We start from the raw sequence: 12,589 nt of genomic DNA on the forward strand, positions 1-12,589 counted from the left end.
GCGGTGCCCGCTCAACCCCGCTTGAGATAGCCGTGCATCGTGATCCAGCTGACAAAGGCGTTGAACCAGCCGGTGCTGGTCGTCTCCTTGGGATACATGCCGAAACCATGTCCGCCCTGTTCGTAGAGGTGGAACTCGACGGGGCGCTTGGCGGTGCGCCAGGCGTTGATCAGGCCATAGTCGATATTGCCGAACAGCGGATCGTCCGCCGCCAGCGCGACGAATAGCGGCGGCGCATCGGCGGGGATCGTCATCGCCGAGAGCGGGCCATAGACATTGCCGATAAAGGCGGGCTTGGCATCGACCCCCGCCACCGTGGTCGCCATCGTCAGCATCGCACCGGCGGAGAAACCGACCATGCCGACACGGGCGGGATCGACCTTCCACTCCGCCGCGCGCTTGCGCACCAGGGCGAAGGCGGCGCGGGCGTCGGTGATCTGCGGCGCGAGGCCAGCGAGCATCGCGTCAGGGGAGGGGCGTGCGGGGCGGGCGGCGCCGGAGAACATCTGGCGCATCGATGCCTCGAACCCGGCCATGTCCGCCGGGGTCTGGTTGAGGCGGTATTTGAGGACGAAGGCGGCGACCCCGCGATCGGCGAGCGCGCGGGCCACGGCCCAGCCCTCATTCTCCATCGACAGCGTGCGGAAGCCGCCGCCCGGCGCCACGATCACGGCAGTGCCGGTTGCCTTGGCGGGATCGGGCAGGAAGGGGGGTCAGCGTCGCTTCGGTCACATTGCGCGCGAACACGCTGCCATATTGGCTGTGCCAGCTCTCCGGGTTGGTGCCGCCGGGCAGTGGGCCGGTGCCGAGCGGGATCGCACTCGGCTGTGCCGGAATGGCGATCGGGGTCATGCGGTCGTTCTGCGCCTGCGCGGCGGGCGCGGCGATGCAGAACAGGGCAGCTAGGGTGGTCGTGCGGAGCAGCATGGCAATCCTCCTGGAGAGTGGGATCAGCGGGTGGGTGGCGGTGCGGTCACGCCCGCATCGGTCTGGACGACGGGCAGCATGAGGCCGTCCGAATCATAGCGCAGATGCTCGACCGTCACCGCGCGGCGGCCGATCGCTCCCGCCTGATCGCCGATCACCAGCGTGGCGTTGTGCAGGAAGAGGTACCAGTTGCCCTTGAACTGCGCGATGCCGGGGTGGATGGTGAAGCTGTACTTGCCCGACCCGGTCAGCTCGCCACGATAGGTCCACGGTCCCGTGATCGACGGCGCGGTGGAGTAGGACACCCGCTCGTCGGTGTGCGTCTTGCGGTCGAGCGAGGCGTAAGTGAGGTAATAGAGCTTGCCGCGCTTGTGCAGCCATGGCCCTTCCTCGAAATGTGGCGGCGTGATCTCGGTGATCTCGCCGTCGATCTCGATCATGTTGGGCTTGAGCTTGGCGATGTACGCCTGGCGATTGCCCCAGGCGATCCACGTCGTGCCATCATCGTCAGTGAAGACGGTCGGGTCGATATCCTCCCAGCTGTGCGTACCCTTGGGCGTCATCTGGTTGGTGACGAGCGCGCTGCCCTTGGCATCGACGAACGGACCGGTCGGCTTGTCCGACACAGCGACGCCGATCGCCTTGCCCGGATGGGTGTCGTCATGCTCGACTGCTGTATAGAACCAGAACTTCCCGTTCTTCTCGATCGCCTGCGACGCCCAGGCGTCCTTCTTGGCCCATTTGAAATCGGCGACGTTCATGATCGGGCCGTGATCGGTCCAGGTGCGCATGTCGGTGGTCGAATAAACCAGCCATTCGCGCATGTTGAACATCTCGTCGCGCTTGGCCTCGTCATGACCGACATAGAGGTACAATCGGTCGCCGACGACCAGCGGCGCAGGGTCGGCCGTGAACTTGTCGCGGATGATCGGGTTGGACCCCGGTACCGGCGTCGTCTGGGTCAGTGCCAGCGCGGCGGCGATGACTGCGGCGCGGATCATTCAGCGTCTCCCTCGGCAACAGGCTTGGATCCCCACAGCGCGTACCAGAGCACGTAGAGCTCACACGCGGCGGTCAGCAGGAACGACATCTGCAGCCCGAAACCGTCGGCCAGCCAGCCCTGCACCGCGACCAGCGCGCCGCCGGCGATCGCCATGATCAGCAGCCCCGAGGCTTCCTCGGTGTAGCGGCCCAACCCCTTGATCCCCAGCGTGAAGATCGTCGGGAACATGATCGAATGGAACAGGCCGACCAGGATCAGCGACCACATCGCTACCGGTCCGTCGACGAATACGGTGACCAGCATGACGATGAACGCGCCGACGCTGAACGCCGCCAGCAGCGTCTCAGCCTTGATCCAGCGCATCGCGATCGCGCCCGCGAACCGTCCGACCATCATCCCGAGCCACATCAGCGTGAGGTAGCGACCCGCCTGCTCGGTGGTCAGATTGGCGATATCGGGCTGTGCGACGAAGTTCACGAACAGGTTGGCGACGCCGATCTCCGCGATCAGGTAGATGAAGATCGCCGGTACGCCCCAGACAAGATTGCGATGGCGCCACATTGGATGCCGCACGAAGCGCGTCCAGGCCGACCCGGTCCTGGCCATGCCGTCATTGATTCGCGCCGTCGCCTTGCCCATCGCTGGAAGCGGGAACCGCCCGATAATCACCGCCAGGACCACCAGCACCAGCGCGACGAGGCCGTAGGGCAGGATCACCGACTGTGCGTCCGCCAGCCGCTCCGCCTGGGTCAGGACGCGGCCGTGCTCCGCAGTGCCGCCGACCGACCGACCGAGAATCAGATAGGCCCCGAACAGCGGCGCGAGTACGGTGCCGAGCGAGTTGAACGCCTGCACCAGGTTTAGCCGCGACGAGGAGGTTTCCGGCGGACCGATGACGGCGACATAGGGGTTCGCCGCGACCTGCAGCAACGTGATCCCGCTGGCGATGACGAACAACATGGTCAGCGTGACGCCGTAGGATGGGATGCTCGCCGCCAGCATCATGCCGAGCGATCCGGCGGCCATGATCAGCAGTCCGGTGACCAGCGCCTTCTGATACCCGATCCGCTCGATCAGCATCGCCGATGGGATCGACGCGACGAAATAGGCAATAAACCACACGCTCTCGATCAGCGTCGTTTCGGTGTAGTTGAGGTCGAACACGCTGCGCAGATGCGGCAGCAGCGTGCCGTTGATGACGGTGATGAACCCCCACATGAAAAACAGGCTGGCGAGCAGGGTGAGCGCCGGGCGGTAGCTGCGCGCGCCACCCGTCTCACCCTGAAGAACCGCTCCGTCGACTGGTGACAGCGCCATCATTCTCTCCCTGCCCGGCAAATTGCTTGCCCGTTTTTTTGTCGGAGTATAAGCAAGCGCGGCGACGGTCAATCCGGGTAACGCGGGAACAGGGAGCGGATGATGAGGGCGATGATCTTCGGGGCGGTGCTGTGCGCCTGGACGGTCCCCGCAATGGCGGCGGATGCGGTGCGCAGCACGGCGGGCAAGCTGGCGGACGGAACGGTGGTCGAGGCGGTGACGCTGAAGAACGCGCGTGGCGTGTCGGCGCGGATCATCACCTATGGCGCGACCCTGCAATCGCTCGTCGCCCCGGACCGCGCGGGCAAGAAGGCGGAGATCACGCTCGGCTTCGACGATGCCGCCGATTACGAAAAGAAGCCCAATTATTTCGGCGTCACGGTCGGCCGATACGCCAACCGCATCGCGGGCGGACGTTTCACGCTCGACGGTCGCGCCTATCAACTGACGCAGAACGACAAGGCCAATTCGCTGCACGGTGGCACGCAGGGCTTCGACAAGCGCAACTGGCGCATCGTGTCGGTGGCGAGCGGGCCGACCGCGCGCGTCGTGATGGCGCTGACCAGCCCCGACGGTGACCAGGGCTATCCTGGCACGCTGGAGGTCAAGGTCACCTATGCGCTCGACGACAAGGGCGACCTGACGATCGAGTTCGACGCCGCAACCGACAAGCCGACCATCGTCAACATGACCAACCACGCGCTGTTCAACATGGCTGGCGACGGCGCGCCGGAAGGGACCTCGCGCCAGTTGCTGACCATCCCGGCGCGCACCTACACGCCGGTTGACGCGGCGCTGATTCCGACCGGTGAGCGCAAGGCGGTCGCGGGCGGGGTGTTTGATTTCCGCAAGCCCCGGCTGATCGCATTGGGGCTGCGCGACGGGCGCGATCCGCAGATCGTCGCCGGGCGCGGCTATGACCATAACTGGGCGCTGGACAAGGGCCAGACCGCGACCCCGCAGTTCGCCGCGCGGCTGGAGGACCCGGTGTCGGGCCGGGTGCTCGAAGTGCTGACCACAGAGCCGGGGATCCAGTTCTACAGCGGCAATTTCCTCGACGGCACGGTCGCGGGGCGCAGCGGGCGCATCTACCGCATGGGCGATGGCATCGCGCTCGAGCCGCAGAAATTCCCCGATGCGCCGAACAAACCGAACTTCGCCTCGGCGCGGGTCGATCCGGGCAAGCCGTATCGCCACGTCATGATCTACCGCCTCTCGACCCGCTGAGCAGTTTCGATGACCACCGACAAGTCCCTGCGCTCGCGCGCCTGGTTCGATAACCCCGACAATATCGACATGACCGCGCTCTATCTCGAGCGCTACCTGAACTTCGGCCTCAGCCTGGACGAGCTGCGATCGGGCAAGCCGATCATCGGGATCGCGCAGACCGGGTCGGACCTCAGCCCGTGCAACCGCCACCATCTGGTGCTGGCAGAACGGGTGCGGGAAGGGATCCGCGAGGCGGGCGGGATCGCGATCGAGTTTCCGGTCCATCCAATCCAGGAGACGGGAAAACGGCCCACTGCAGGGCTCGACCGCAACCTCGCCTATCTGGCGCTGGTCGAGCTGCTCTATGGCTATCCGCTCGACGGCGTGGTGCTGACGATCGGCTGCGACAAGACGACGCCGGCGTGCCTGATGGCGGCGGCGACGGTGAACATCCCGGCCATCGCGCTGTCGGTCGGGCCGATGCTCAATGGCTGGCACAAGGGCGAGCGCACCGGATCGGGGACGATCGTGTGGAAGGCGCGCGAGATGATGGCTGCGGGGGAGATCGACGCGGACGAGTTCATCCGCCTCGTCGCCTCCTCCGCACCCTCGACCGGCTATTGCAACACGATGGGAACGGCGACGACGATGAACAGCCTTGCCGAGGCGCTCGGCATGTCGCTGCCCGGATCGGCGGCGATCCCCGCGCCGTATCGCGACCGGCAGGAGGTCGCCTATCGCACCGGCCTGCGCATCGTCGAGATGGTGGAGGAGGATTTGAAGCCGTCCCAGCTGCTGACGCGGGAGGCGTTCCACAATGCGATCCGGGTCAACAGCGCGATCGGCGGGTCGACAAATGCGCCGATCCACCTTGCCGCGATTGCGCGCCATATCGGGGTCGATCTTCCCATCGACGATTGGCAGAGTGTCGGCCGCGACGTGCCGCTGCTGGTCAACCTCCAGCCCGCCGGCGAGTATCTCGGCGAAGACTATTACCGCGCCGGCGGCGTCCCGGCGGTGGTCGCTCAGCTGATGCGGCACGGGCTGATCCATGAAGACGCACTGACCGCCAATGGCCGCACCATCGGCGAGAATTGCGGCGCAGCGACGATCGAGGATGAGCGGGTGATCCGCCCGTTCGAGGACCCGATCCTGACCGCCGCCGGCTTCCTGGTGCTGCGCGGAAACTTGTTCGATTCGGCGATCATGAAGACCAGCGTGATCTCCGACGAGTTCCGCGCCCGCTATTTGTCCAACCCCGACGATCCCGATGCGTTCGAGGGGCCGGTGGTCGTGTTCGACGGGCCGGAGGATTATCACCACCGCATCGACGATCCTGCCCTTGGCATCACCGCAGAAACGCTGCTGATCATGCGCGGGGCGGGGCCGATCGGCTATCCCGGCGCGGCAGAGGTCGTGAACATGCGGCCGCCCGATTACCTCATCACCAATGGCGTGCGCAGCCTGCCGTGCCTGGGCGACGGGCGACAGTCGGGGACGAGCGGCAGCCCGTCGATCCTCAATGCCTCGCCCGAGGCAGCGGCAATGGGCGGGCTTGCCCTGCTGCGCGATGGCGACCGGGTGCGCATCGACCTCAAGGTGGGGACCGCCAACATGCTCGTCCCCGATGCAGAGCTGGCCGAACGCCGCCACGCGCTCGAGGCGGCCGGGGGCTATCCCTATCCGCCGTCGCAAACCCCTTGGCAGGAAATCCAGCGCGCACTGGTCGGCCAGATGGAGGGCGGGGCGATCCTGGAGGGCAGCGAACGCTACCAGAAAATCGCCCAGACCCGCGGCCTGCCGCGCGACAATCACTGACCGAACGAACCGGATGGAGAGGATGATGAAGCACTTTATCCTGGCAGGATCGCTCCTCGCCAGCGCGACGTTCGCGCTGCCCGCGCTGGCGCAGGAGGCTCCGGTGACGGTCACCGTTCAGACGGACAAGCCGGGGCCAAAGATCAACCGCCACATCTTCGGCCAGTTCGCCGAGCATCTCGGCACCGGCATCTATGGAGGTGTGTGGGTCGGGCCGGACTCCAAAATCCCCAATGTCCGCGGCATTCGCAGCGACGTGGTGGCGGCGCTGAAGCAGATCAGCGTGCCCAATGTGCGCTGGCCGGGCGGGTGCTTCGCCGACGAATATCACTGGCGCGACGGGATCGGCGATCCGGCCAAGCGGCGCGTCACCGTCAACTCCAACTGGGGCGGAGCGATCGAGAACAATGCATTCGGCACGCACGAATTTTTCGACTTCATCGAACAGATTGGGGCCGAGGCGTTCGTGTCGATCAATGTCGGATCGGGCAGCTACAAGGAGGCCGCCGACTGGGTCGCCTACATCACCGCCGACACGCGCAACACGGCGGGGCAGGAGCGCGCCGCCAACGGGCGAACTGAGCCGTGGAAGATCCGGTTCCTCGGCATCGGCAACGAAAACTGGGGCTGTGGCGGCAATATGCGGCCCGAATATTATACCGATGAGCTGAAGCGCTACGCGCGCTTCACGCGCAACTACAACCCGGCGCAACAGGCCTTTCCGAACCCGGCCAACCCGTCGGCTCCGCTGCCGAACCCGGACCAGATGCTGCGCGTCGCGGTGGGGCCGAGCGACGACGACACCAGCTATACCGAAGGGGTGATGAAGGCGTGGAAGGGTCGCGACTGGAGCTGGAGCATGGAGGGGCTGTCGCTGCACAGCTACACCGTGGTGAAGTGGCCGCCCGCCTATGACTCGGTCAATTTCGCCGAAAAGGAATATGCCGAGCTGATCCAGTCCACGCTGCTGATGGACAAGCGGCTGCGCACCCATTCGGCGATCATGGACAAGTACGATCCCGACAAGAAGGTGCCGCTGATCGTCGACGAATGGGGCGTGTGGCTGGCCAAGCTGCCCGGATCGCCCGAGGGCTTCCTGCAGCAGCAGAACTCGCTGCGCGACGGCATCATCGCCGCGCTCAACTTCAACATCTTCGCGCGCCATGCCGATCGCGTGCAGGGCGCCAACATCGCGCAGATGGTCAACGTGCTTCAGGCGTTGATCCTGACCGATGGGCCAAAGATGGTGCTGACCCCGACCTATCACATCCACAAGATGTACCGCCCGTTCCAGGACGCAACGCTGGTGCCGGTGACGTTCGATGCGGGCGAGTATCGGGAGGGCGCAGTGACGCTCCCGCGCGTCGACGCGGTCGCGGTGCGCGCGAGCGACGGGAAATTGTGGCTGTCGCTGGTCAATCTCGATCCGGCCAAGTCCGCCGAGATGCGACTGGCGATCCCCGGCGTGAAGGCGAAGTCCGCCGCAGGCACCGTGCTGACGGCGGCGAAGGTCAACAGCATCAACAGCTTCGACGCCCCCGAAGCGGTGAAGCCCCAGCCGATTGCCGGCCGGGTCGCGGGCGGCGCGGTGAGCGTGCGCCTGCCGGCCAAGTCGGTGACGATGCTGGAGATCGTGGAGTAGGGCGGCGTCCGTCGCTCCCGAAGGGGAGGGGCGGGTGCGGTTGAAACTGACGAAGTTACGGGCAACGCGCGCGATTCTGTCAGCTTTGGGCGGGATGCGTGTTGCGGGTTGAAGGTAGAGGAGGGCGTCCGGGTTCGGCATCGGACAGTTGAGATATGCCGGATCGGGGTTTGTAGGAAAGGGCAATTATTCACTTCACCCGTGTGAGATCGAACGGCGGGTATTGGGTGGATTGCTGACCGGCGCCTTTCGGGTGCGATAGTTTGTCAGGGCACATGAACAGACTCGATTTCTAGGGTCGGGACCCATAAACGGGATTCCCTTGGCGGCTGGGATGTGATTCATGCGCTGCGCCAGCAGGAGCGTGGATTTGAGCGAGTTTTGGTTGAGTGAAGCCCAGTTCGAGCGGCTGCGTCCGCTGCTGCCGGACAAGGTGCGCGGTGTGGCGCGGGTCGATGATCGGCGGGTGATCAGCGGCATCATTCATGTGGTGAAGTCGGGCGGGCGCTGGGTCGACGCGCCGGCCTGCTACGGGCCGAGGAAGACGCTCTACAACCGGTTCGTGCGCTGGGCGGCAAAGGGTGTGTGGCAGGAGCTGTTCGTCACGCTCGCGGCAGCAGGCGGGCCGCCCGCCGAGGTCCTGATCGACAGCACGCATATGAAGGCGCACCGCTCCGCGGGCGGTGGAAAAGGGGGGCGCTCGTCCAGGCGATCGGGATCAGCCGGGGCGGCCGCAACAGCAAGCTCCACGCGCTCACCGACGGCGAAGGTCGGCCGCTCCGCTTCCTGCTGACCGGTGGCCAGGTCGCCGACTGCCGCGCAGCCGATGTGTTGCTCGATGATCTCGCGCCGCGCACCATCGTGCTCGCGGACAAGGCTTACGACAGCAATGCGATCCGCGACCTGATCGAGCGGCAGGGTGCCGTTCCGAACATCCCCTCCAAGACGAACCGCCGCTGGAAAAGCTGCTTCTCCAAGACGCTCTACAAGGGCCGCAACGCCGTCGAGCGCATGTTCTGCCGCCTCAAGGATTATCGCCGCATCGCCACCCGCTACGACAAGCTCGCCACCAACTTCCTCAGCGCCATCTACCTCGCCGCAGCCGTCACATGGTGGTTATGAGTCCCGACCCTAGTGTCGGTGGTTCTGCGTCGTAGAGCTTGGCATGAAGCGTCAGGTCGCTCACTTCCTCGCTCTGCGTCGTCAGGTCGATCAACACCTGGCAATAGTCGCCCATCCAGCGATAAAGTGCGTGATCCCATGTAGACGGGTTCAAGGGTGCCAAGCAGTCGCCATACGCCGAGATGCTAGTGGCAATCGACTCTGCCGTTGAAGGAGCGACTGCGCTCACGCCACCAATGGCGTGACTACGCAGGAGGTAATCTCCGGCCGCGAAGGCATCGGCGATTTTGTGAAATGTGGCATGCAACTCGGGCGGCACGGGATGCTCGTCATCGTCCTTCGCAAGCATACCCTACGTGTTCCTTCGCCAACTTTCGGCGAACGTGCATTGCCCTCTAAATGTCCGCAAGGGGTTCGTTCGCCGAAAGGCCGCTCTCCTCGCTAGCACCAGCTGATCCGCGGGTGCCACGATGCTGGCGATCTTGAGGGAGCGGGACCTGATCCTCCCCCTGGCGGGGGAGGATTTGCGCGCCTCACTCCTCGAACGGATCGGTCGGCAGGTGCCGCCCGCGCAAAAACGCGTCGGCGACAAGGCGGAAGGGCGCAGTGTCGAGGTCGCTCGCGCCCGTCGCGATCAGCCGCGCGAACTGCGCGTAGAGCGCGGGATATTCGCGATCCTCGCCGGGGCGGGTGCCGTCGGGCAGGGTCAGCTCGGCCCCGCCGCGTGCCAGCCGCAGGGTGCCGGCGTCGGTCTCGATCTCGATGTCCCAGCTTTGCGGCCCGGTCTGGCGGAAGTCGAAATCCGCCGCGATCGGCGCACCGCAGCCGGTTTCCAGCGTCAGCCGCGCGGCGATGGGGGCGTGGCGGTTGCTCGGCACCTCCAGCTCGGCGTCGCGCAGCAGCAGCGTGCCGGGCAAGATCTCCGTCACGATCGACAGTGCGTTGATCCCCGGATCGAACACGCCGAGCCCGCCGGGCTGCCAGATCCATTGCTGGCCGGGGTGCCACACGCGCACATCCTCACGCCAGGTGATCGTGCCGCGCGTGATTTTGCGCTCCGCCAGCCATGCGCGCGCCTCCGCCACCCCGGCGGCGCAGCGCGAGTGCCAGGTGGCGAACACCGTGACCTTGGCGTCGTCCGCCAGCGCCGCGAGCGCCGCGGCTTCGGTCAGGCTGGCGGCGGGGGGCTTTTCGAGCAGGACATGCAGCCCGTGGCGCAATGCCGTGGCGGCGACGCGGTGGCGCACTTGCGGCGGAGTGCACACCGCGACCGCATCCACCGCGATCCCGCTCGCCAGCAATGCCTCGAGGCTGTCGAAGCCGGGGACACCGCCCAGCACCGCGCCATCCGCGCTGGCGGTCGCAACCAGCGTGAAGTTCGGATCAGCAGCGATGGCGGGCAAATGCTGGTCATGCGCGATCTTGCCCAGCCCGATCAGCGCGATGCGGATCGTCACAGCGCCTGCACCGTCACTGCCTCAGGCTCGGCGCGGACCAGCGGGTTGCGCAGCGGGAGGGTGAACGGTGCAGCCTCGATCTCGAACACGTCGCCCGGCTGCGTCTGCACGCCATCGCTGAACGACAAGGTCGCGGTGCCGAAGAAATGGACATGGACATCGCCGGGACGCCGGAACGCGGCATATTTGAAGTGGTGATGCTCCAGATTGTCGATGCTGTGCGACATATTGGCCTCGCCCGACAGGAACGGCTTTTCCCACAGCACCGCGCCATCGCGCACGATCCGGCTTGCCCCGCGCACATCGGCGGGCAGGTCGCCGACCAGCAGTTCGGGGCCGAGCGCCGCCGGGCGCAGCTTCGAATGGGCGAGCCACAGATAATTGTGCCGCTCGGTCACATGGTCACTGAATTCATTGGCGAGGCAGAAACCGATGCGGTGCGGCGTCCCATCGGGGCCGATCAGGTAGATGCCGGCCAGCTCCGGCTCCTCGCCGCCATCCTGCGCGAAGGCAGGCATGGCCAGCGGCGCGCCGGTGCCGACCAGATGCGCGCCATCGCCCTTGTAGAACCATTCCGGCTGTTGCCCGACCGCGCCCGGGGCGGGCTTGCCGCCCTCCAGCCCCTCAAGGAACATGCGCATGGAATCGGTCAGCTGCTCACCCGCAGCGGCGGCGCGGTGCATCTTGTCGCGCCCCTCGGCCGAGCCGAGATGGGTGAGGCCGGTGCCGGTCACGACGACATGTGCGGGATCGGCATGGTCGATCGGCGCGAGCAGTTCGCCCGCCGCAGCCGCTTGGGCAATGTCGATCTCCCCGTCATAGCCCGCTTGCTCGACGAGGGCCGCCAGACCGATGCCGCGCGCGATCGCCGCCTCCGCAAGGCCGCGCGTATCCGCGTAACCCCGCACGAACCGCGCTGCGCCGTCCTGCGACGCAATCACCCGCCGGGTGCCGTCAGACGCGCGGTGCTGGAGCAGCGTGAACATCGAATATCCTCCCCAATTTCGCCGGTTATTAGTCCTACAAAATAAGGAAGGAAAGATCGCTGGCCGGGCTGGGTCAAAATTCCTCGGTGTCGATCTCCGCCTGGGTCGCCGCCGGATAGCGCGGACCCGCAATCGCGTCGGGCGCGAAGATGCGGTCGAGTTCGGCCAGCACATCGGCAGGCAGCGGCACGACCGGCGTTGCGGCGTTTTCGACGAGGTGGTCGGGCGAGGTGGTACCGGGAATGGCGGCGACATGCGCGCCCTGCGCGAACACCCATTGCAGGCAGAGCTGGGCGGGGGTCACGCCACGCTGCTCGGCAATGCCGCGCAACGCCGCGAGCAGGGCCAGGTTGCGCGCGAAATTCTCAGGGCTGAAGCGCGGCATCATGCGCCGGATGTCACGTTCTTCCAGCGCATCGGGCGAGGTGAGCGCGCCGGCGAGGAAGCCGCGCGCGACCGGGGAGAAGGCGACCAAGGTGGTGCCCAGTTCCGCGCACGCCTCCAGCACGCCGAGTTCGACGTTGCGCGACCAGAGCGAATATTCGTTCTGCACCGCCGCGATCGGATGAATCGCATGCGCGCGGCGCAGGGTCGCGGCGGACACTTCGCTGAGGCCGATCGCGCCGATCTTGCCCGCTTCGACCAGCCGCGCGAGTTCGCCGACCGACTCCTCGATCGGCACCGATTTGTCCCAGCGGTGGAGATAATAGAGGTCGACCCGGTCGGTGCGCAGCCGGGTCAGCGACTGGTCGATGGTGGCGCGAAGCGTCTCGGGCCGGCCGTCGATCACCCGCTTCCCGTCCACGCCGGTCATCCCGCATTTCGAGGCGAGGAAATATTCGTCGCGGCGGTGCGCGATAGCTTCGCCGATCAGCGTCTCGTTCGCGCCAAAGCCGTAGAGCGCGGCGGTGTCGAGATGGTCGTAGCCAAGGTCGAGCGCCTGATTGAGCAGCCGGATCGCATCCTCCCGCGCGGGCGGGGTGCCATAGGCATGGCTGAGCGACATGCAGCCGAGGCCGACCGGGTTGACGGTGGAGGATGCAAGGCGGCGCTTCATGGGACACTCCGATACTGACTGCCGCCGCTCACTGACCCGCCCGCTGCCCGC

10 protein-coding genes and 1 pseudogene are annotated in these 12,589 nt (G+C 66.2%); 4 read left to right on the forward strand and 7 right to left on the reverse strand.

The features are described 5' to 3' along the window. Positions 1-11: 11 nt before the first annotated feature. From LRS08_RS17425 to LRS08_RS17435, 3 genes and pseudogenes are all read right to left on the reverse strand, one after another. A pseudogene (locus tag LRS08_RS17425) lies at positions 12-927 on the reverse strand (alpha/beta hydrolase). A 23-nt stretch (positions 928-950) separates the two neighbouring features. Continuing rightward, positions 951-1,928, reverse strand: coding sequence for a glycoside hydrolase family 43 protein (locus LRS08_RS17430; RefSeq protein ID WP_257845971.1), 978 nt, complete (start codon positions 1,926-1,928; stop codon positions 951-953). Continuing rightward, entirely contained in the window at positions 1,925-3,247 is a 1,323-nt protein-coding gene (locus LRS08_RS17435; protein WP_257845970.1) for a sugar MFS transporter, read from the reverse strand. Before LRS08_RS17435 ends, LRS08_RS17430 begins: the two co-directional genes overlap by 4 nt. A 99-nt stretch (positions 3,248-3,346) precedes the next feature. Between LRS08_RS17435 and LRS08_RS17440 the strand changes: the two genes are divergently transcribed. The 4 genes from LRS08_RS17440 to LRS08_RS17455 all read left to right on the forward strand — a co-directional run bounded on the left by LRS08_RS17440 (position 3,347) and on the right by LRS08_RS17455 (position 9,038). Continuing rightward, the gene (locus tag LRS08_RS17440) at positions 3,347-4,474 is read left to right on the forward strand and encodes an aldose epimerase family protein (RefSeq protein WP_260481039.1); all 1,128 of its coding nucleotides are present in this window, start codon (positions 3,347-3,349) and stop codon (positions 4,472-4,474) included. A gap of 9 nt (positions 4,475-4,483) precedes the next feature. After that, complete coding sequence (locus LRS08_RS17445; RefSeq protein ID WP_260481040.1) at positions 4,484-6,274, forward strand: IlvD/Edd family dehydratase; 1,791 nt, start codon at positions 4,484-4,486, stop codon at positions 6,272-6,274. A 13-nt stretch (positions 6,275-6,287) separates the two neighbouring features. Beyond that, on the forward strand, positions 6,288-7,916 hold the full coding sequence (locus LRS08_RS17450; protein WP_409456262.1) for an alpha-N-arabinofuranosidase: 1,629 nt from the start codon (positions 6,288-6,290) through the stop codon (positions 7,914-7,916). Positions 7,917-8,259: 343 nt separating this feature from the next. After that, a protein-coding gene (locus tag LRS08_RS17455; RefSeq protein ID WP_374580061.1) for an IS5 family transposase occupies positions 8,260-9,038 on the forward strand; the annotation gives its coding sequence in 2 pieces (ribosomal slippage) (positions 8,260-8,617 and positions 8,617-9,038; 780 coding nt in all). Here LRS08_RS17455 and LRS08_RS17460 read toward each other — a convergent pair. The 4 genes from LRS08_RS17460 to LRS08_RS17475 all read right to left on the reverse strand — a co-directional run bounded on the left by LRS08_RS17460 (position 9,022) and on the right by LRS08_RS17475 (position 12,538). Further along, positions 9,022-9,387 carry a hypothetical protein gene (locus tag LRS08_RS17460; protein ID WP_257845967.1) on the reverse strand — a complete coding sequence of 122 codons (366 nt, stop codon included), beginning with the start codon at positions 9,385-9,387 and terminating at the stop codon, positions 9,022-9,024. The genes LRS08_RS17455 and LRS08_RS17460 overlap by 17 nt on opposite strands. 184 nt (positions 9,388-9,571) lie before the next feature. Continuing rightward, positions 9,572-10,495, reverse strand: coding sequence for a Gfo/Idh/MocA family protein (locus LRS08_RS17465; protein ID WP_260481042.1), 924 nt, complete (start codon positions 10,493-10,495; stop codon positions 9,572-9,574). Next, a complete protein-coding gene (gene araD1, locus LRS08_RS17470; protein WP_257845966.1) occupies positions 10,492-11,481 on the reverse strand; it encodes an AraD1 family protein in 990 nt (329 codons plus the stop codon). The genes LRS08_RS17465 and araD1 overlap by 4 nt, the downstream gene beginning before the upstream one ends. Before the next feature lie 73 nt (positions 11,482-11,554). Next, the gene (locus LRS08_RS17475; RefSeq protein WP_257845965.1) at positions 11,555-12,538 is read right to left on the reverse strand and encodes an aldo/keto reductase; all 984 of its coding nucleotides are present in this window, start codon (positions 12,536-12,538) and stop codon (positions 11,555-11,557) included. Positions 12,539-12,589 lie beyond the last annotated feature (51 nt).

The sequence above is a fragment of the Sphingomonas sp. J315 genome (assembly GCF_024666595.1).
Lineage (GTDB): Bacteria > Pseudomonadota > Alphaproteobacteria > Sphingomonadales > Sphingomonadaceae > Sphingomonas.

Coding starts and splice junctions, on each gene's coding strand:
- LRS08_RS17430 (WP_257845971.1), bottom strand. CDS start 1,928: ATGATCCGCGCCGCAGTCATCGCCGCCGCGCTGGCACTGACCCAGACG.
- LRS08_RS17435 (WP_257845970.1), bottom strand. CDS start 3,247: ATGGCGCTGTCACCAGTCGACGGAGCGGTTCTTCAGGGTGAGACGGGT.
- LRS08_RS17440 (WP_260481039.1), top strand. CDS start 3,347: ATGATGAGGGCGATGATCTTCGGGGCGGTGCTGTGCGCCTGGACGGTC.
- LRS08_RS17445 (WP_260481040.1), top strand. CDS start 4,484: ATGACCACCGACAAGTCCCTGCGCTCGCGCGCCTGGTTCGATAACCCC.
- LRS08_RS17450 (WP_409456262.1), top strand. CDS start 6,288: ATGGAGAGGATGATGAAGCACTTTATCCTGGCAGGATCGCTCCTCGCC.
- LRS08_RS17460 (WP_257845967.1), bottom strand. CDS start 9,387: ATGCTTGCGAAGGACGATGACGAGCATCCCGTGCCGCCCGAGTTGCAT.
- araD1 (WP_257845966.1), bottom strand. CDS start 11,481: ATGTTCACGCTGCTCCAGCACCGCGCGTCTGACGGCACCCGGCGGGTG.
- LRS08_RS17475 (WP_257845965.1), bottom strand. CDS start 12,538: ATGAAGCGCCGCCTTGCATCCTCCACCGTCAACCCGGTCGGCCTCGGC.